At 72.7% G+C, this 18,678-nt stretch carries 16 protein-coding genes and 1 tRNA gene; 6 read left to right on the forward strand and 11 right to left on the reverse strand.

The window, feature by feature from the left end; translation table 11 throughout:
• Window positions 1-27 precede the first annotated feature (27 nt).
• Window positions 28-100: transfer RNA gene (locus FFA01_RS01975), tRNA-Lys, on the reverse strand.
• A 113-nt stretch (window positions 101-213) separates the two neighbouring features.
• Between FFA01_RS01975 and FFA01_RS01980 the strand changes: the two genes are divergently transcribed.
• From FFA01_RS01980 to FFA01_RS01990, 3 genes are all read left to right on the forward strand, one after another.
• Window positions 214-843 carry a DNA-directed RNA polymerase subunit beta gene (locus FFA01_RS01980; protein ID WP_146852463.1) on the forward strand — a complete coding sequence of 210 codons (630 nt, stop codon included), beginning with the start codon at window positions 214-216 and terminating at the stop codon, window positions 841-843.
• Between the two features lie 553 nt (window positions 844-1,396).
• Window positions 1,397-1,993 carry a sigma-70 family RNA polymerase sigma factor gene (locus tag FFA01_RS01985; RefSeq protein ID WP_146852710.1) on the forward strand — a complete coding sequence of 199 codons (597 nt, stop codon included), beginning with the start codon at window positions 1,397-1,399 and terminating at the stop codon, window positions 1,991-1,993.
• Window positions 1,990-2,880 (forward strand): anti-sigma factor, encoded by an 891-nt coding sequence (locus FFA01_RS01990; protein WP_146852465.1) that lies wholly within the window; start codon window positions 1,990-1,992, stop codon window positions 2,878-2,880. Before FFA01_RS01985 ends, FFA01_RS01990 begins: the two co-directional genes overlap by 4 nt.
• A gap of 133 nt (window positions 2,881-3,013) precedes the next feature.
• Here the strand turns inward: FFA01_RS01990 and pstB are convergent, their stop codons facing one another.
• From pstB to FFA01_RS02035, 9 genes are all read right to left on the reverse strand, one after another.
• The gene (pstB, locus tag FFA01_RS01995) at window positions 3,014-3,793 is read right to left on the reverse strand and encodes a phosphate ABC transporter ATP-binding protein PstB (RefSeq protein ID WP_146852467.1); all 780 of its coding nucleotides are present in this window, start codon (window positions 3,791-3,793) and stop codon (window positions 3,014-3,016) included.
• 25 nt (window positions 3,794-3,818) lie between these two features.
• Window positions 3,819-4,919, reverse strand: a complete 1,101-nt coding sequence (gene pstA / locus FFA01_RS02000; RefSeq protein WP_146852469.1) for a phosphate ABC transporter permease PstA — start codon at window positions 4,917-4,919, stop codon at window positions 3,819-3,821.
• Window positions 4,919-5,881 (reverse strand): phosphate ABC transporter permease subunit PstC, encoded by a 963-nt coding sequence (gene pstC / locus FFA01_RS02005; protein ID WP_146852471.1) that lies wholly within the window; start codon window positions 5,879-5,881, stop codon window positions 4,919-4,921. The genes pstA and pstC overlap by 1 nt, the downstream gene beginning before the upstream one ends.
• A 163-nt stretch (window positions 5,882-6,044) precedes the next feature.
• Entirely contained in the window at window positions 6,045-7,142 is a 1,098-nt protein-coding gene (locus FFA01_RS02010) for a phosphate ABC transporter substrate-binding protein PstS (protein WP_371859157.1), read from the reverse strand.
• A 242-nt stretch (window positions 7,143-7,384) separates the two neighbouring features.
• On the reverse strand, window positions 7,385-8,326 hold the full coding sequence (locus FFA01_RS02015) for an NUDIX hydrolase (RefSeq protein ID WP_146852473.1): 942 nt from the start codon (window positions 8,324-8,326) through the stop codon (window positions 7,385-7,387).
• Window positions 8,323-10,491, reverse strand: coding sequence for an RNA degradosome polyphosphate kinase (locus tag FFA01_RS02020; RefSeq protein ID WP_146852474.1), 2,169 nt, complete (start codon window positions 10,489-10,491; stop codon window positions 8,323-8,325). Before FFA01_RS02020 ends, FFA01_RS02015 begins: the two co-directional genes overlap by 4 nt.
• A 118-nt stretch (window positions 10,492-10,609) precedes the next feature.
• The gene (locus tag FFA01_RS02025; protein WP_146852475.1) at window positions 10,610-10,828 is read right to left on the reverse strand and encodes a hypothetical protein; all 219 of its coding nucleotides are present in this window, start codon (window positions 10,826-10,828) and stop codon (window positions 10,610-10,612) included.
• A gap of 179 nt (window positions 10,829-11,007) precedes the next feature.
• Complete coding sequence (locus FFA01_RS02030) at window positions 11,008-12,327, reverse strand: glycosyltransferase family 2 protein (RefSeq protein WP_146852476.1); 1,320 nt, start codon at window positions 12,325-12,327, stop codon at window positions 11,008-11,010.
• The gene (locus FFA01_RS02035; RefSeq protein ID WP_146852477.1) at window positions 12,324-13,403 is read right to left on the reverse strand and encodes a glycosyltransferase family protein; all 1,080 of its coding nucleotides are present in this window, start codon (window positions 13,401-13,403) and stop codon (window positions 12,324-12,326) included. Before FFA01_RS02035 ends, FFA01_RS02030 begins: the two co-directional genes overlap by 4 nt.
• A 133-nt stretch (window positions 13,404-13,536) precedes the next feature.
• Here FFA01_RS02035 and FFA01_RS02040 point away from each other — a divergent pair, with 133 nt between their 5' ends.
• Genes FFA01_RS02040 through FFA01_RS16180 form a run of 3 tightly spaced genes read left to right on the forward strand, consistent with a single transcriptional unit; the run spans window position 13,537 to window position 17,833 of the window.
• Window positions 13,537-14,703 (forward strand): glycosyltransferase, encoded by a 1,167-nt coding sequence (locus FFA01_RS02040; protein WP_146852479.1) that lies wholly within the window; start codon window positions 13,537-13,539, stop codon window positions 14,701-14,703.
• On the forward strand, window positions 14,700-15,890 hold the full coding sequence (locus FFA01_RS02045) for a glycosyltransferase (protein WP_146852481.1): 1,191 nt from the start codon (window positions 14,700-14,702) through the stop codon (window positions 15,888-15,890). Before FFA01_RS02040 ends, FFA01_RS02045 begins: the two co-directional genes overlap by 4 nt.
• Window positions 15,887-17,833: a glycosyltransferase gene (locus FFA01_RS16180; protein WP_244289656.1), complete on the forward strand. Its 1,947-nt coding sequence runs from the start codon at window positions 15,887-15,889 to the stop codon at window positions 17,831-17,833. Before FFA01_RS02045 ends, FFA01_RS16180 begins: the two co-directional genes overlap by 4 nt.
• Here the strand turns inward: FFA01_RS16180 and mshD are convergent, their stop codons facing one another.
• Entirely contained in the window at window positions 17,834-18,676 is an 843-nt protein-coding gene (mshD, locus tag FFA01_RS02060) for a mycothiol synthase (RefSeq protein WP_146852483.1), read from the reverse strand.
• Window positions 18,677-18,678 lie beyond the last annotated feature (2 nt).

The raw sequence follows: 18,678 nt of genomic DNA on the forward strand, positions 1-18,678 counted from the left end.
CAGGGCTGCGAGGAAGAGAAGTAGGGGTGGGCCCCATGGGGCTCGAACCCATGACCCGCGGATTAAAAGTCCGATGCTCTACCAACTGAGCTAGAGGCCCTCGTCGGACAACAATACGGGATCGCCGGGCGCGTTCGCGTCGCCCTACGCGGTGAGCGAAGAAGGGGCCGGCGGGGGGCGCGGCTGTCGGGGGTCGCGCCTATCATCGACGCGATGCCCAGAGACTTCCACCGCCCCACGCAGTTCTCCGGCGCCGAGTTCGAGGCCTTCCAGGGCGGAGACGACCCGGCGACGATCAACCGCGTCGCCCACGAGTCCGCCGCCGCCCTCGTGGCGCGCGTGAAGAACGACCCGTCGCCCGAGATCCTCGACCGGCTCGTCACGTTCACCGACCTGCACGGCATCGACGCGGTCGCCGAGCTCTGGGCGCGGGCACCCGCCCACACCCTCCCGGGCGCTCTCTGGCGCATCTACCTCGTGCGCGCGGTGATCCGGCAGAACCCGGTCGAGATCACGTTCCTCTTCGAACGCGGCGTCGAATCGTCGTCGACCATCGACCCGGTCGTCGCCGGCGCCCCGGCCCCGGCCAGCCCCGACGAGATCGTCGAGCTCGCCGACCTCATCCTGCGGGGCGTCTTCGTGGGCGACTTCGCGACCGCTCTCGAGCGCGGGGCCGCCTTCTGCCGTCTCGCCTCCGCCGGGGCCACCAGCCTCGCCGACGACCACGACGCGGTCGGCTCCGAGCGCGCCTCCGAGCTCACCCGCAGGGCCCTGCGCCTCTCCGAGCTCGGCGTCGACCTCGTCGCCTGCGCCCACCTCTGGCGCAGCGACAGCCTCGACTGACCGAGCAGACCCGACAGCGCATCCACCGAAGAGGCGCACCCCGGTTTCGCACCCGGCGAACGCTGAGGCGAGCATCGCGCGCAGCGGCTAAACTCGATCACTGTCGGGCCGCAGTAACCCCGGGCTCCAAATTTAGCCGCTTCGAGCGGCCTCGCGCCGAGAGGCGTTTCTGCGGCTCGGCACCTCCTCTCCTCGCTCGTGTCGGCGTGTTTCCCGCCGCGGCGCAGCCGAGCCGCCGCCGCGCAGCTGAGCGCCGCGCACCACCGCACCACGCCGATCCGCCGCGTCTCGCCGGGCCACGCAGCCGCGTCTCCCAGACCCTGCGCGGTGAGCAAAACTCGCCCAATCCGGCGATGGGCTCGTGCCGAACCATTGACGTGAGGGATCGCATGATCCTCCGCACGAACCGGTCTCCCTGGACCGGCCCGCGCGGTCCGTTCCCTCCGCGGCGATCCGGACCTGAACACCATCCCAGACGGAGCATCTCGCGGGGGGAGCGCTCACTCCACAGACCGGCCTGACGGCGGACAAGCGAATCGAGGTGAACCCTGACATGCTGAAGCTCGTGACCCGAGACATCGAGACTCCCGACGCTGCGGCGCATCCGGCGTCGCCCGACGACCTGCTGCAGAGGGTCGCCGCCGGAGATCAGGTCGCTTTCGGCGAGCTGTACGACCAGACGGCGCCTCGTGTCCTGGGGCTGATCAAGCGCCTCCTCAAAGACCACGCCCAGTCCGAGGAGGTCGCCCAGGAGGTGTTCCTCGAGATCTGGCAGACCGCCTCCCGGTTCGACACGACCCGGGGCAGCGCCGCGAGCTGGATGCTGACGATGGCGCACCGCCGCGCGGTCGACCGGGTCCGGGCCTCGCAGTCCGGCCGCGACCGCGACCTCAAGATCGGCGTCCGCGACCTCTCGCCCGAGTACGACTCGGTCACCGAGTCGGTCGAGATCCGCATCGAGCACGAGCGGGTCGAACGGGCGCTCGGCCGTCTGACCGAGCTGCAACGCCAGGCGGTGAAGCTCGCCTACTACGGCGGCTACAGCCACAGTGAGGTGGCGACCATGCTGGGGGTGCCCATCGGCACCGTCAAGACCCGGCTCCGCGACGGAATGATCCGACTTCGAGACGAGATGGGGGTTGCCTCGTGAACGACCGCGACGAACCCACCGGCACCGACGGTGTCGGCGACGCGACGGAGAACCTCTCCGGCGCCTACGTGCTCAACGCACTGACAGAAGAAGAACGACGCTCGTTCGAGGAGATCCTCGACGGGTCCGAGGACATCAGGAAGGAAGTGGCCGAATTGCGCGAGACAGCACTCCTGCTCGCTCACGCGGCGACGCCCGTGACGCCCTCCGCCGGTCTTCGCGACTCCATCATGGACAAGATCGCCCGCACGGCTCAGCTGCCGTCGCAGACGACCGCCGAGCAGGCGCCCGGCCCCGAGACCGCAGGAGGCGCGGGTGACGAGCACGAGCGCGTCGCCCCCCGGCGTCGCCCGGTCCCCGAGATGGAGCCCACCGAGTCCGAGGCCCGCGTGCTGCACCCCACGGGTGCCGCTCAGCGCCGCTGGTTCACGCGCCCGGTCGCCATCCTCGGCGCCGCAGCGGCCGCCGCCGGCCTGTTCTTCGGCGGCGGAGCCCTGGTGTCCGCGATCAGCGGCCCGGGCCAGTCGCAGGAGGCCACCGCCTCGGCTCTCGACGAGATCTACGCGGCCAGCGACTTCCAGCGCACCGTCGCGGAGGTCAGCACGGGCGGCACCGCCACGCTCGTCTGGTCGAACGACCTGAAGCGCAGCGCCATCGTGGCCGACGGCCTGACGTCGCTGCCCGGCGACCAGACGTACGAGCTCTGGTACATCGGAGACGACGGCGCCATCCCGGCCGGCACCTTCGACACGTCGTCCGACTCGACCGTCACCCAGGTGCTCAAGGGCGAGATGTCGCCCGGCGACGTGATCGGCGTCACCGTCGAGCCGACCGGCGGCTCCGACCAGCCGACCAGCGACCCGATCGTGGCTCTGCCGAGCGCCTGACGGCCGACGTCCCGGTCGGTCGCGGAGCGCGACGCGACCGGCTCGACGACAGGAGGCGCCCCACCGGCCGGTGGGGCGCCTCCTTCGTGTCCGTGGTCCGGACGGGTGCGACGGGGATCCGTCGCGGGCGGGATCAGCCGAAGCGACCCGAGACGTAGTCCTCGGTCGCCTGGACGCTCGGGTTGGAGAACATCTTGGCGGTGTCGTCGTACTCGATCAGCTTGCCGGGCTTGCCGGTTCCCGCGATGTTGAAGAACGCGGTCTTGTCGCTGACGCGGCTGGCCTGCTGCATGTTGTGGGTCACGATGACGATCGTGTACTGCTGCTTGAGCTCCTCGATGAGGTCCTCGATGGCCAGCGTCGAGATCGGGTCGAGGGCCGAGCACGGCTCGTCCATCAGCACGACGTCGGGGGAGACGGCGATGGCGCGCGCGATGCAGAGACGCTGCTGCTGGCCGCCCGAGAGGCCCGAGCCGGGCTTGTCGAGGCGGTCCTTGACCTCGTTCCAGAGGTTGGCGCCCTGGAGGGACGACTCGACGAGCGAGTCCTGGTCGCCTCGCGACATGCGGCGGTTGTTGAGCTTCACACCGGCGAGCACGTTGTCGCGGATGCTCATCGTCGGGAACGGGTTCGGTCGCTGGAACACCATGCCGACCTGACGGCGGACGAGCACGGGGTCGACGCCGGGGCTGTAGAGGTCGTTGCCGTCGATGAGCACCTGGCCGTCGACGTAGGCTCCGGGGATCACCTCGTGCATGCGGTTCAGCGTGCGGAGGAAGGTCGACTTGCCGCAGCCCGACGGCCCGATGAACGCGGTGACCGTGCGGGGCTCGATGGTGATGTTGACGTCTTCGACGGCCTTGAACTTGCTGTAGTAGACGTTGAGGTCGTTGACCTCGATGCGCTTGGACATGGGTTCCTCCGGGTGGTTCCTGGCCTCAGCGGCCGAGCTTGGGGGCGAAGATGCGGGCGATCAGCCGGGCGAGCAGGTTGAGCGCCATGACGATGAGGATGAGCGTGAGCGCCGAGGTCCAGGCGCGGTCGATGAAGGCCGCCGCGTCGGTGCCCTGGCTGACGTACGAGCTGTAGGCGAACACCGGCAGCGACTGCATGCGCCCGTCGAAGAGGTTGTAGTTCATGCTCGCGGTGAATCCGGCCGTGATCAGCAGCGGCGCGGTCTCGCCGATGATGCGGGCGATGGCGAGCATGACGCCGGTCGTGATGCCGGCGATCGAGGTCGGGATCACGACCTTCACGATCGTCAGCCACTTCGGCACGCCGAGGGCGTAGGCGGCCTCGCGCAGCTCGTTCGGCACGAGCTTCAGCATCTCCTCGGTGCTGCGCACGACGACCGGGATCATCAGCACCGCCAGAGCGACCGAGCCGGCCGCGCCCATGCGGACCCCGGGTCCGAAGAAGATGACGAACAGCGCGTAGGCGAAGAGGCCGGCGACGATCGAGGGGATGCCGGTCATGACGTCGACGAAGAACGTGATCGCCCGGGCGAGGCGACCCCGGCCGTACTCGACCAGGTAGATGGCGGTGAGGAGGCCGATCGGCACCGAGATCACCGCGGCGAGGGCCGTGATCAGGAGGGTCCCGGTGATGGCGTGCAGTCCGCCGCCGCCGGCTCCGACCACGTTGCGCATCGACATCGAGAAGAAGCCGACGTCGAACCGGTTGGCTCCCGAGGTGACGACGGTGAAGAGCAGCGACACGAGGGGCACGAGGGCGATGATGAAGGCGGCGCTGACGGCCGTCGTGACGACGCGGTCCTTCGCGCGGCGGATCCCCTCGACCTGCATCGCGACGACGAAGACGAGCACGGCGTACAGCACGGTGCCGAGGATGATCGCCCCGACCCAGTTGAAGCCGTCGGTGACGCCGGCGGCGTTCAGCAGACCGAAGACGACGCCCATGATCACCCAGCTGCCGAGCAGGATGGCGACCGGGGAGCCCTTGGGCAGTCGGCCGGTCGTGAGCGCGTTGACGGAGGCTCCCGTGCGGCGGACGTCGGTGGTGGTGGCGGTCGTGGCCATCAGTTCGCTCCCGAGAAGGCCTTGCGGCGGTTGATGACGTATCGGGCGATCGAGTTCACGATCAGCGTGATGACGAAGAGGACGAGGCCGGTGGCGATCAGCGTGTTGATGCCGATGTCGTGCGCCTCGGGGAACCTCAGTGCGATGTTCGCCGCGATCGTCGACGAGTTCGTCGAGGTGAGGATCGCCGGGTTGATCACGAGAGCGGGAGAGAGCACGAGCGCGACGGCCATCGTCTCGCCGAGGGCGCGGCCGAGGCCGAGCATGGCGGCGGAGATGACGCCGGGGCGGCCGAACGGCAGCACCGCGATCTGGATCATCTCCCAGCGCGTGGCGCCGAGGGCCAGCGCCGCCTCCTCGTGCAGCGTCGGCGTCTGCAGGAAGACCTCGCGGCTGAGGGCGGTGATGATCGGCAGGATCATCACGGCGAGCACGATCGAGGCGGTGAGCAGGGTGCGGCCGGTGCCCGAGACGGGGCCGGCGAACAGCGGGAACCAGCCGAACGTGTCGACGAGCCAGCCGTAGAAGGGCTGGATCGCCGGCGCGAGCACGATGCTGCCCCAGAGGCCGAAGACGACCGAGGGCACGGCGGCCAGCAGGTCGACCACGTAGCCGAGGCCCTGCGCGAGCTTGCGCGGGGCGTAGTGCGAGATGAAGAGGGCGATGCCGATGGCGACGGGCAGGGCCATCAGGAGCGCCAGGGCGGCGGCGTAGACCGTTCCGAAGGCGAGCGGCCCGACGTACTGAAAGAACGACCCGGGGTAGCCCGAGAGCGAGACGTCGTCGGCGTCCGCCGTCAGCGCCGGGATGCTCTGGACGATCAGGAACAGCGCGACCGCGGCGAGGATGGCGAGGATGAGACCGCCCGCGACGACGGTGCTGCCCGAGAAGATCCGATCGGCAGGTCGTCTCGTGGGCTTCGGGGCGCCGGTGGTGGCCGACGTCGTGGCGGGGGCGGTCATCAGACGGGATCCTCCGGAGGTTCGGGTGGGGGGATGTGCGCGGTGCGGGCTGGTGCCGGTGCTTCTGGATGCTACGGGGTCTCGGGGGTGGAGCGGAGAGGCCCTGTCAGGCCGACGGCCCGGGAACGCACAGGGTGCGTTCCCGGGCCCGGGTGGTGCCGTGTTACTTGATGAGCGCGATCGCGTCGGCGACCTGACCCGAGAGGGTGCTCGAGATGGGAGCCGAGCCGGCGGCGTCGGCCGCGACCTGCTGGCCCTCGTCGCTGGTCACGTACGAGAGGTACGACTTGACGAGCTCGCCCTTGGCGGCGTCCTCGTACGACTCGCAGGCGATCAGGTAGCTGACCAGGACGATCGGGTAGACGCCCGCGGCCTCGGAGGTGCGGTCGAGCGCGATGGCGATGTCGCCGTCGGTGCGGCCCTCCTCCTCGGGGGACTCGTCGACGATGGCGGCGGCGGCCTCGGCCGAGAAGCCGACGAACTCGTCGCCGACCTTGACCTTGGCGACGCCGAGGTCACCGGCGCGCGACGCGTCGGCGTAGCCGATGGTCCCGGTGCCGTTGGTGACGGCGTCGATCACGCCGGTCGTGCCTGAGGCGCCCTCGCCGCCGAAGGCGGTGGGCCAGGTGCCGTCGGCCTCTTCGGTCCAGACGTCGGAGGCCGTCTTGTTCAGGTAGTCGGTGAAGTTCTCGGTCGTGCCCGAGTCGTCCGAGCGGTGCACGGCGGTGATGCCGGTGCTGGGCAGGTCGGCGTCGGGGTTGTCGGCCTTGATCTCGTCGGCGTCCCACGTGGTGATGGAGCCGTTGAAGATGCCGGCGAGGGTGGCGGGCGACAGGTTGAGCTCGTCGACGCCGTCGAGGTTGAAGACGACCGCGATGGGCGAGACGTAGGCGGGCAGCTCGACGATGCCGGTGTCGGGCGTGCAGCCGGCGAAGGTGCTGGACGAGATCTCGTCGGTGGTGAACGCGCGGTCCGAACCGGCGAAGTCGGCTGCGCCGGAGATGAAGCTCTCGCGGCCGCCGCCCGAGCCCTGGGGGTCGTAGCTGACGTCCACGCCGTCGTTCGCCGTCTGGTAGCCGGCGACCCAGGCTTCCTGAGCGGCCTGCTGCGAGGTCGCGCCGATGCCGACGAGCGAGCCGGAGAGGTCCGAGCCGCCCTCGGAGCTGCCCGACGAGGGGCCTTCGTTGCTCGCGCAGGATGCGAGGAGCATGGTGCTGACCGCGGCGATGGCAACGATGCTGCCGGTGCGCTTGAAGTTCACAGGGGTTCCTTTTCGGGAGGTGATGACTGGGTGCTGTGGGCCAGGTGCCGGCCCCTGCGAGACGCTACGTCCAGGGGTTAACCACGGTCGCCCGTCTCGGTGAACGGCAGGTTAACGCGAGGGGAACATCGGCCGTGTCCGCCCGTGGGCGCCGGGGCACGCCGGGGTACACCCGCCCGAGCCCGAGCCCGAGCCCGAGCCCGAGCCCGGGCCTCAGCCCGAGCGATCAAGGAGGGCGGGCGTCAGGCGACGGGGCCGTGCGTCTCGACGGCGACGAGCGAGGCGTCGTCGACGGAGACGTGCAGCACGGTGTACTCGCCGGTGGACAGCGAGGAGGCGCGGCGCAGGTCGAGCCGGTCGCCCCCCTTGGTGCCCAGCGCGATCTGACGGATCAGCTCGGGCAGCACCGGGCCGTGGCTGCAGAGCACGGCGCTGGCGCGCTTCTTGAGGCGCTTCGCGACCACGCCCGCGACGTCGTCCGTGCCGCGCTCGAAGGCGTCCTGGCTGATCGAGTCGGTCTGCTTGACGCCGACCCGGGTCAGGGCGGACAGCGGCTCGAGGGTCGCGAGGCATCGGGCGGCCGTGCTGCTGACGATGCGCTGCGGAGCCCAGGCGGCGATGCCGGGGGCGATCGACTTGGCCTGCTTGCGGCCGGCGGGCAGCAGCGGGCGGGTCGCGTCGGAGCCGTCCCAGTCGCCGGGCGAGGTCGTCTTGGCGTGGCGCAGGGCGACGAGGGCGAAGGTGCGCGCCCGCTTGGTCGCGACGCGGTCGGCGAACCTGTCGAGCACCTCGGCGTCGCGTTCGTAGGTCAGCTTGGTGCGCGCCTTGTCGATCGAGACCCACTCGATCGCGCCCACCTCGCTGTTCGGGGTGAAGTCTCCCGCGGCCGTGAAGGCCTCGTCGGTGACCTCGGCGGCCCAGTAGTGGACGATCTTGTCGCGTCCGCCGGGCATGACGTACTCGACGTGGCCGAGCGGTGCGCCGAGCGAGACGCGGTAGCCGGTCTCCTCGCGGATCTCGCGGACGGCGGCCTGGGGGGTGGACTCGCCCGGGTCGACCTTGCCCTTGGGCAGCGAGACGTCGCCGTGGTGGTCGCGATGGATCAGCAGCACGCGCGACTTGCCGTCGACGAAGCGGAAGAGGACGGCCCCCGCGGCCACGACGGTGGTCGAGGTGATGCTCACCGGCTGCTCCTCTTGCGCTGGTTGATCTGCTTCATCAGGGCGTTCTGCAGATCGACCAGAGGACGGCCGGACTCGTCGCGGGCATGGCGCGTCCAGGTGCCGTCGGACTCGAGCCACCACGAGGCGGTCTCGTCGCTCATGGCGCGTTCGAACAGCGACGCGACCTCGTCGAGGTGGTTCTGCTGGGTCAGCCGCACGAGCGCCTCGACCCGGCGGTCGAGGTTGCGGTGCATCATGTCGGCGCTGCCGATGAACAGCTGCGGGTCGCCGTCGTTGGCGAACCAGAAGAGTCGCGAGTGCTCGAGGTATCGGCCGAGGATCGACCGGACGCGGATGGTCTCGCTCAGACCCGGCTGGCCGGGCTTGATCGTGCAGATGCCGCGCACCCAGACGTCGACCGGCACCCCGGCCTGGCTGGCCTTGTAGAGCGCGTCGATGATCTGCTCGTCGACGATCGAGTTGATCTTGATCTTGATGCCGGAGGGGCGACCGGCCTGCGCGTTCTCGATCTCGTTCTGGATCTGCTTGAGCAGACCGCGACGGAGGTAGCGGGGCGCGACGAGGAGGCGCTTGAACTTCTTCTCGATGGCGTAGCCCGAGAGCTCGTTGAACAGCCGGGTCAGGTCTTTCCCGACCTGGTCGTCGGCGGTGAAGAGCCCCATGTCCTCGTAGATGCGGCTGGTCTTGGGGTTGTAGTTGCCCGTGCCGATGTGCGTGTAGTGCTTGAGCGTGCCCTTCTCCTGGCGGATGACGAGGGCGAGCTTGCAGTGGGTCTTGAGCCCGACGAGACCGTAGACGACGTGCACGCCGGCCTTCTCGAGCTTGCGGGCCCAGGTGATGTTGTTCTGCTCGTCGAAGCGCGCCTTGACCTCGACCAGGGCGAGCACCTGCTTGCCCGACTCGGCGGCGTCGATCAGCGCCTCGATGATCGGCGAGTCGCCGCTCGTGCGGTAGAGCGTCTGCTTGATGGCGAGCACGTTGGGGTCGGCGGCGGCCTGTTCGAGGAACGCCTGCACGCTGGTCGCGAACGACTCGTAGGGGTGGTGCACCAGGACGTCCTGGCGGGCGATGCTGGCGAACATGTCGGGCTTCATATTCGGCTCGGTCGGCTGCAGCTGAACGGCCGTGGTGGGGAGGTGCTTGGGGTACTTGAGATCGGCACGCGGCATCTTGGTGATCTCGAAGAGGCCGGCGAGGTCGAGGGGCGCCGGGAGCTTGTAGACCTCCTGGTCGGTGACGTCGAGCTCGCGGACGAGCAGCTCGAGGGTGACCGGGTCCATGTCGTCGGTGATCTCGAGGCGGATCGGCGGCCCGAAGCGGCGCCGCAGGAGCTCGCGCTCGAGCGCCTGGATCAGGTTCTCGGACTCGTCCTCGTCGACCTCGACGTCCTCGTTGCGGGTCACGCGGAACACGTGGTGCTCGACGACCTCCATGCCCGGGAAGAGGTCCTGGAGGTGGTTGGCGATGAGGTCCTCGAGCGGGATGAACCGCACCCGGCCGCTCTCGTCGTCGGGCAGCTGCACGAAGCGCGGGAGCATCTGCGGCACCTTGAGGCGCGCGAACTCCTGTCGCATCGTCTTGGGGTTGCGTACGCGGATCGACAGGTTCAGCGACAGGCCCGAGATGTACGGGAACGGGTGGGCCGGGTCGACCGCGAGGGGCATCAGCACCGGGAAGATCTGCTCGGTGAAGATCTCGCGCATGCGGACCCGGTCGGCCTCGTCGAGGTCGGACCACTTCTCGACGTGGATGCCGGCGTCGTCGAGGTCGGGTTTGACCAGATCGAGGAACGCCCGCGCGTGGCGCTCCTGCAGCTCGTGCGCCTTGGCGCTGATGTCGGCGAGCACCTCGTTCGGCCCCCGGCCGACGTTGGTGGGGACGGCGAGCCCGGTCGCGATGCGACGCTTGAGCCCGGCGACGCGGACCATGAAGAACTCGTCGAGGTTGCTCGCGAAGATGGCCAGGAAGTTCGCCCGCTCGAGCAGCGGCGTCGTGGGGTCCTCGGCCAGCTCGAGCACCCGCTGGTTGAACGAGAGCCAGCTCAGCTCGCGGTCGAGGTACCTCTCCGCCGGCAGGGTGCCGTCCTCGAAGCTGACGATCTCGTCGAAGTCGTCGAGGAAGTCGGGGGTGACGCCGGCGCCGTCGACGCGTGGTTCGCTGTCCATCGTCCTATCGTGCCACCGCCGACGCCACTTCCGACGCCGCCGAGGTAAACGGTGGATGACGACGTGCGCGGTGGGCCGGGGGAGGAGACGCGCGCGCCTCCCCGCCCGGCCGTCCCGCCTACTTCTCTTCCTGCTTCAGGGCGAGGCCGAGAGCGAAGAAGGTGGGGGCCCAGTGGCCGATGAAGATGCCCCAGCGGTCGGACTGCGCCTTGTCGGACGAGTCCTTGCCCTGCGAGGCCAGCCAGGCGACGAGCGCGATGACGATGGAGGCGAATCCGCCCCAGTAGGCGTGCTTGCTCTGGACGCCGAGGTCCGAGATGAATTTGACGGGGTTCATGGTGGTCTCCTGTGGTGCGATCGTGGTGGGGCGGGGCTTCGTGACGGTGCACCTCAATCCACTCCATGGTGCTGAGAGCGACGTGGCAGGCGGCCGACCCCCGCGGGAGTAAAGGGCGGACGGCCGCATCCGTACCCCGATCTGTACCCCTCGCCCTCCGGGCGTCCGCACGACGCCGGTCATCCCCAGCCGCCGACGTACCCCTCCAGGTCGGGTTCGGCCACGACGCGGGCGATCGACGGGCTGCGCCGGACCACGGCCTCGAACACCGTCTCGTCACCCCATCTGCGGGCCCGTGCCGCGGCCCGACGCGACCGGACGGCGAGCAGCTCGACCCCCTCGTCGTCGACGAAGGTGATCGAGGCCAGCCCGCGGGCGCCCACCTCGTCGACCGCGCGGCGGAGCTCCCCGTCGCGGACCCGCACCGGGGCGTCGGCCACCACGACGTCGAGGCGCACCCGGTCGACGACCGCGCCCCCGTCGGCCCGCCCGCCGTCGACCCCGCCCGCGACCCCGCCGTCGACCGGCACGGCCTCGGGCAGCTCCGCCGCGATCGAGTCGAGGCAGACGAACCGTGCGGCGTCGCCGCCCGACGTCGGCCCGTGCAGCGCGACGTCCGCGTGTCGTCCCCGCACCCCGTGCCCCCTCGAGCCGGGCACGGGGATGAGCTCGGCCAGCAGCAGCGTCTCGGCGTTCTTGGCCCGCTGTCGCTCGTCGAGGTCGCGGCCGGACCACTCGGGCCCGTCGTGCCAGGCGACCGCGGCGGGCACGTGGGCGAGCACGCCGCCCGCCAGCCAGGCGCGGTACGCCCACTCCCAGTCCTCCCCGCCGTAGCGGGTGAACCCCTCGTCGTAGCCGCCGGTGTCGGCGAAGAAGTCGGCGGAGCAGGCCGTCACGGCGCCGATGACGAACCGGTACGAGCGGTCGTCGGCGTCGAGCAGGTTCCTGCTCTCGACGTGGGCGCGGCGCAGCCAGGCGGGTTCGTCGAGTTCGAGAGCAGGCGCGACCTGCTCGACCCGCGCCTCCTCGGCCACCCCCTCGAGGGCGGCGTGCCGGCGTCGGCCGGCCGTGACGACGTCGGAGCTCAGCGCCGGCAGCCGCGTGAGCTCTCGCACGTACGACGGCTCGGGCGCGGTGTCGGCGTCGAGGAAGCACAGCACGTCGCCGTCGGCCACCGACGCCCCGAGGTTCCGGGCGGCGGACAGGCGGAACCCGCGGTCCTCCTGCACGACGAGGCGCACGCCCGGCGGCACCCGCGGCGGCTCGGGCGACCCGTCGTCGACGACCACGACCTCGAGACGCGAGGCGGGGTGGTCCTGCCGCGACAGGGCGAGCAGCGTCCGGTCGAGCTGCGCCTGCTGGCGGTAGTGGGCGACGACGACGGTGACCGAGGGAGGCGCGGGCGGCGTGATCCCGTCGAGGAGGTCCCAGCGGTTCCCCGGCAGCGCCCGCCCGTGCCCGGGCCGGGGCGCGGGGCCGAGGTCGACGGCTCGCGTCACGGGGCGACCTCGCGCCACCAGGAGAGGTGGGCGGCCGCGGCGTCGTCGAGCGTCGGGCTCAACGACGTGCCCGAGGGCAGGCCGGTCGAGGCGGGGTCGCGGTGGGCGGCGAGGATCGCCTCGGCCAGCGCGCCGGGCGCCTCGGGGTCGTAGAGGGCCATGCTGCCGGGGCGCAGGGCGTCCATCTCGCGGGTGTAGCGGGTGTCGGCCACGACGGCCCGGCGCCCCTGCTCGGCCCAGTCGAGCAGCGAGCGCGACGCCGACCAGTGCCGGTGGGCCACGAGCGGCACGACGGGGGAGTGGAACGCGGCGGCGTACGCGGCGTCGTCGAGTCGGCCGGTCGCCTCGAAGCCGACGCCGAGCCCGTGCGCGGTCGCCGTCAGCACGTCGACGTCGCGCTCGTGCCCCGGCGACGGCCCGCCCAGGGCGACCACGGTGGCCGAGGCGAGCTCGCCGCGCCGCACGAGGTCCCCGCACGCGGCGATCGCGTCGTCGTGCCCCTTGCCCGGATACACGTACCCGGCGATCGCCACCCGCAGCTCGGGCCCCGCGGAGGACGAGGGAGGCGCGGGGGAGCCGGTCGCGCCGCCGGCCTCGCTCGTCGGCGCGGCGAACGGCGCCCCGGGGCGGGTGCCGAGGGGCGAGACGAGCACCCGGGGCAGGTCGTCGTCGACGTGCTCGGCGAGCAGCGCCCGCTCGTGCTCGCTGCTGACGACCACCCCTCGGGCCGCCCGGGCCATGCGCCGGTACGCGGCGGCGCGCCGGTGGACCGCGGTCTCGCCGTCCGAGGGCTGCGGGAGGTCGTGCAGCGTGATCGTCAGCGAGGTGAGGGCCGCCAGGCGCTCGATGCGGTCGGCGGCGGCCTCGAGGGAGGCGCCGAACAGCTTGTCGGTGACGTGCAGGTGCACGCGGGGGTGGACGCCGCGGCCGATCTCGGCCTCGGCCAGGTCGGCGGTGGCGAGGTCCATCCGGGCCACGGCGGGGTCGGCGCGGACGACGGCGTCCGCGAGATCGGCGGCGTAGGCCGTGACCCCGTGAGGCGGTGGTCCGACGACGAGGCAGAGAGGTGCGGGCATCCTCGCGACGTTACACGCGGCCGGCGTCTCGTCAAGGGGGTGGTCCCGATGAGCGCGTCGGCCCGGTCGGGGAGTACGGTCCACACGACGCCTCCTGTCGTGAACGACGAGGGGCCCGAGAAGCGGAGGAAGCATGACGCGCCCCTTGCGCGTCGTCGCCGTCCCCGCTTCGCATCCCTACGTGCGGACCGTGACCGCCGACGACGCGATCACCCTCATCGACGACCCGCGCCCCGAGGGCGCCGGCCCCGGCGTCTGGTGGCCGCCGGTCGCCCTCGACGCCGCGTGGATCCGCGCCCACGCCGACGAGGCCGATCTGCTGCACGTGCACTTCGGCACCGAGTCGTTCGACGTCGCGCACCTGGTCGCGGCCGTCGAGGCCGCCCACGCGGTGGGCTGGCCCGTCGTGCAGACCGTCCACGACCTCGACCACCCGCAGCTCGCCGGGTCGGACCAGGCCCGCTACCTCGCCCAGCTCGACGCCCTGCTCCCGATCGTCGACGTCGTCCTGACGCTGACCGAGGGGGCCGCGTCCGAGATCGCGCGCCGCTGGGGGCGGGAGGCCGTGGTGCTGCCGCACCCGCGCCTCCTCGGCGCCGAGGTCACGGCCGACCGGGCTCCGATCGGCCTGAGCCGCGACGAACCGCTGATCGGGATGCACCTCAAGGACCTGCGCCCCGGCGTCGACGGACCCGGCGCCGTGTCCGCCCTGGTCGCGGCGGTCGCCGCGCTCCGCTCCCGCGGGGTGCTCGCCGCCGCCGAGGTGCGTCTGCACCGGTCGGTGCGCGACGCCGACGCCCGCGACGAGGTCCGTCGGATCTGCGCCACGTCGGAGTCCGTCGTGCTGGTCGAGCACGACCGGCTCGACGACGCCGCGCTCGCCGCGGGTCTCGCGCGTCTGGACGCCTGCGTGCTGCCCTACCGGCACGGCACCCACTCGGGCTGGCTCGAGCTCTGCTGGGACCTCGGCGTGCCGGTGGTCGCCCCGGCCACGGGCCACTACGCGAGTCAGCACGTCGACCCCACGGTCGAGGCCGTGCCGTTCGCCGCCGACGGGGTCGCCCTCGCCGACGCCCTCGGACGGGTGCTGGCCGCCGGATCGCCCTCCGGCTCCGCCGCCCGACGCGACGTGATCGTCGACCGCCTGGCCGAACGGGCCGTCGTCGACGCCGCGGTGGTACGACGGCACGTGGGGGTCTACCGCGCCGCCGTCGGCGAGCGGGCCCCCGGCGCCGCCGTCCCCGCCTCCGCCTCCGTCTCCGATCTTCCCGTCATCCCCACCGAGAGGACCCCTGCGTGACACCGCCCCGACCTCTGCGCATCGCCGCGATCGCTCCCGTCCGCTTCCCGATCCGCCAGCCGCATGCCGGCGGCGTCGAGTCGGCGCTGTGGAACGAGGTCGCGACGCTGCGGAGCCGGGGGCACCGGGTGGACCTCATCGCGCCGCGCGGGTCGGACTTCATGGCCGGCGGGCCGCGCGCCTACGTCCTGCCGCCCGTCGAGTGGGCCGACGACGAGATCGCCGCCGATGACACCTACCCGAGGGGTTACCTCGACCGGGCCCTGCCCGACCTCGACGCCGCGCTCGACCGCGTGCGACGTCACGCCGCCGACTACGACGTGGTCGTCAACCACTGCCTGCACGGCCTCCCGCTCGAGCGCGCCGGGTCGCTCGGCGTCCCGGTCGTCTCGACGCTGCACACCCCGGTCATCCCCGAGCTCGTCGCCGCCGACGCCGCCTCCGACGGCGGCCGCAGCTCCTACCTCTCGGTCAGCCGGCACACCGCCGGCGAGTGGGCGTCCGCCGGGGTCGACTCGGTCGTGCTGCCCAACGGCGTCGACGCCGACCTGTGGCCCCTGGGCCGAGGAGGCGCGGGTCTGGTCTGGTTCGGACGCCTCGTCCCCGAGAAGGGCACCCACCTCGCCCTCGAGGTCGCCCGTCTGCTCGACCTGCCCCTGACCATCGTCGGGCGCATCGGCGACCAGGCCTACTTCGACCGGGCCGTCGCCCCGGGGCTCGACGATCGCATCCGCCACGTCGGACCGCTCGCTCAGCCCGAGCTCGCCGACCTGGTCGGGCGGAGCGCCTGCTCGCTCGTCACCCCCGTGTGGGACGAGCCCTTCGGCCTCGTCGCCCCCGAGGCGCTGATGACCGGCACGCCGGTCGCGGCCCACGACGTCGGCGGGCTCACCGAGATCGCCCGCGGCACGACCGGCATGACGACCGTGCCGCACGACGACCCGCGGGCGCTCGCCGAGGCCGCACGGCAGCTGATCGCCGCGTCGCGTCGTCCGGGCGGCCGGGAGGCCATCCGGGCGGGCGCGGTGGCCCGCTTCTCCCTCGAGACCCGCATCGACCGCCTCGAGACCGTGCTGCGCGAGGCCGTGCGGAAGGCCGCCGACCGTCGTCCGCCCGTCTCCGACGACGCCCGCGACGCCGACGGCCTCGGCGCCGGTCGGTCGGACCGCCCCGAGGTCGCGGCGTGACGAGACCCGTCGTCGGCTGGTACCTGCACCACCACGGGGGCGGGCACGTGGCGCGGTTCCGCGCCGTCCGTCCGCACGTCGACGCCGACGTGATCGTCTTCAGCTCGCGCGCCGCGCCGGACGACCTGCCGGCGGACACCCGCTGGACGACGCTGCCGCACGACGCCGACCCCGAGACCCGGGCCGACGGGAGCCTCCTCGATCCGACCCGTGCCGACCCCACCGCCTCGGGCGCCCTGCACTGGGCTCCGCTCGGGCACCGCGGACACCGCGACCGGTTGGCGCTGATCGCCGAGGCCGTCGCCCGCGAGCGGATCGACGCGCTCGTCGTCGACGTCTCCGCGGAGGTCGGGCTGCTGGCGCGCCTCCTCGGCGTCCCGGTCGTGCTCGTCACCCAGCCGGGCGACCGCGACGACGCGCCGCACGCCCTCGTCGAACGGGTGGCCGCCGCGATCGTGGCGCCGTGGCCCGGCGACCTGATGGCCCCCGCGCACCTGGCGCTCCGCCCCGAGGCGACGGTCCACACCGGCGGAATCAGCCGACACGACGGCCGAGCGCTGCCCGAGACGGCTCCGGCCGACGGCGACGTGCGGGTGCTCGTCCTGGCCGGCGGGGGAGGGCACGAGGTCACCGCCGCCGACGTCGAGTCCGCTCGCGCCGCCACCCCGGGCACCCGCTGGACCGTGCTCGGGATCGACGGCGTCGACGGTCGGCCCGCGGTGCTCGCCGCCGACCCGTGGCCCGCGCTGCACGAGGCCGACGTCGTGATCACCTGGGCCGGGCAGAACGCGATCGCCGACGTCGCGGCCGCCGGTGCGCGCGCCGTCGTCGTGCCGCAGCGCCGTCCGTTCGACGAGCAGCACGCCACCGCCGAGGCGCTCGACCGCGCCGGGCTGGCCGTCGTCGAGACGTCGTGGCCGTCCGCCGACCGCTGGCCGTCCGTGATCGCGCGAGCCCTCGAGCTCCGCCCCGACTGGTCGCGCTGGCAGGTCGCCGGAGCCGCCCGCCGAGCCGCGGCCGTCGTCGACGAGATCGCCCGCGGAGCCGTCGCCCCGACGATCGCCGGCCGAGGAGGCGCGGATCGCCCCCGAGCGCACGTCGCGGTGGTCACGCTCTGCTCCACCGCCCGGCTCGACCACCTGCGGCACCAGCTCGCCGCGGTCGTGCGCGACGCCGGGCCGGACCGGCTCGACGCGCCCCGCGTCGGCACGGTCGTCGTCTGGCTCGACGAGGAGCCCGCGCCGGCCGATCTCGGCGTCGACGTCGTGCTGCACGTCCCGCCCGCCGCCGACGGCTTCCGGCTCGCCGCGGCGAGGAACGCGGGCGCCGACGCCGCGGTCGCCCTCGGCGCCGAGCTGGTGGTGTTCCTCGACGCCGACTGCGTGCCCGCCCCCGAGCTCGTCGAGCGCTATCTCGCCGCGTCCCGGGTCGAGCCCGAGGCCGTCCTGTGCGGTCCGGTCACCTATCTGCCGCCCGGGGTCGACGTCGACGACCCGGCCGTGCTCGCCGGGCTGACCGCTCCGCACGCGGCCCGACCCGCGCCTCCCGCGGGCGCCGTGATCCGCGCCGGCGACGACGACTACCGCCTCTTCTGGTCGCTCTCGTTCGCCCTGACCGCCGAGGCGTGGAGCACGGGGCCGCGGTTCGACGAGGAGTTCGTCGGCTACGGCGGCGAGGACACCGACTTCGCGTACGCCCTGCGCCGCGCCGGCCGCCCGCTCGCCTGGGTCGGGGGAGCGCACGCGTACCACCAGCACCACCCGACGTCGTCGCCGCCGTGGCAGCACCTCGACGACGTGCTGCGCAACGGACGGCTGTTCGCCGAGCGATGGGGCGAGTGGCCGATGACGGGCTGGCTCGAGGCCTTCGAGCGGGGCGGCGCCGTGCGGCGCGGGCCCCGCGGCTGGGAGCCGGTCCCCGAGTGGGCCGGCGTCGGCGGCTGATCAGCGCGAGAGCGTCCACTGGACGTCGACGGCGTGGTCGGTGAACCCGCGCGCGGCGTACAGGCGCAGCGCGGCCGTGTTGTCGCCCTCGACGTAGAGCGCGGCCGTCTCGACGCCCCTCTCGGTGAGGCGGGCGAGACCGGCGTCGACCACCGCGCCTCCGAGGCCCTCGCCCTGGTGGTCGGGGCTGACCCCGACGGCGTAGAACTCGCCCGGCTGGCCGGCCTCGAGCTTCAGCCAGCAGAAGGCGATGAGCTCGTCGCCCCGCCAGAGCAGGACGAAGTCGTCGGCGTCGAACCACGCCTCGCCCCGACGCGCGTCGAGGTCGGCCTGGTCGAGCGAGCCCTGCTCGGGGTGGTCGGCGAACGCGCGGGAGTTCAGGTCGAGCCAGGCCGCGTCGTCGACGCCGGGGCGGAACGACGCGACCCGGTCGCCCTCGCGGAGGCGGGGTGCGCGCGCGGTGACCGCGGCACGCTGCTGGAGCAGGCGACGGGTCTCGACCGCGCCGAACCGCGCGGCCAGGGCGCGGGACGCCGGCAGGTCGCCGTGGGCCCAGAACGCGATCGGGCCGGAGGTCGCGTCGAGCACGGCCTGCGTCAGGCGCGTGCCGCGGCCCTCGCCCCGACGATCGGGGTGCACGGCCAGCTCGGCCTCGCCGTCGCCGATCACGGCGGCGGCCTCGCGGTCGCCGAGCACCCGGGCCGCGCCCGAGCGCACGTCGACGCGGGTCTGGTCGTTGAACGGCGGACTGCCGTCGACCGCGGCGGCGGCGGTCGCCAGCGACTCGATCTCTCGGGCGTCGTCGGACGAGGAGGCGCGGGTCGCGTCGTCGGGGCGGCTCACCG

It is taken from the genome of Frigoribacterium faeni, assembly GCF_007988805.1.
Taxonomy (GTDB): Bacteria; Actinomycetota; Actinomycetes; order Actinomycetales; family Microbacteriaceae; genus Frigoribacterium; species Frigoribacterium faeni.

What these genes read in the sequence shown, in the direction of transcription:
- FFA01_RS01980 (WP_146852463.1), top strand. Translation starts at nt 214, where the DNA reads ATGCCCAGAGACTTCCACCGCCCCACGCAGTTCTCCGGCGCCGAGTTC.
- FFA01_RS02035 (WP_146852477.1), bottom strand. Translation starts at nt 13,403, where the DNA reads ATGCCCGCACCTCTCTGCCTCGTCGTCGGACCACCGCCTCACGGGGTC.
- pstB (WP_146852467.1), bottom strand. Translation starts at nt 3,793, where the DNA reads ATGTCCAAGCGCATCGAGGTCAACGACCTCAACGTCTACTACAGCAAG.
- FFA01_RS02040 (WP_146852479.1), top strand. Translation starts at nt 13,537, where the DNA reads ATGACGCGCCCCTTGCGCGTCGTCGCCGTCCCCGCTTCGCATCCCTAC.
- FFA01_RS02020 (WP_146852474.1), bottom strand. Translation starts at nt 10,491, where the DNA reads ATGGACAGCGAACCACGCGTCGACGGCGCCGGCGTCACCCCCGACTTC.
- pstC (WP_146852471.1), bottom strand. Translation starts at nt 5,881, where the DNA reads ATGACCGCCCCCGCCACGACGTCGGCCACCACCGGCGCCCCGAAGCCC.
- pstA (WP_146852469.1), bottom strand. Translation starts at nt 4,919, where the DNA reads ATGGCCACGACCGCCACCACCACCGACGTCCGCCGCACGGGAGCCTCC.
- FFA01_RS02025 (WP_146852475.1), bottom strand. Translation starts at nt 10,828, where the DNA reads ATGAACCCCGTCAAATTCATCTCGGACCTCGGCGTCCAGAGCAAGCAC.
- FFA01_RS01985 (WP_146852710.1), top strand. Translation starts at nt 1,397, where the DNA reads ATGCTGAAGCTCGTGACCCGAGACATCGAGACTCCCGACGCTGCGGCG.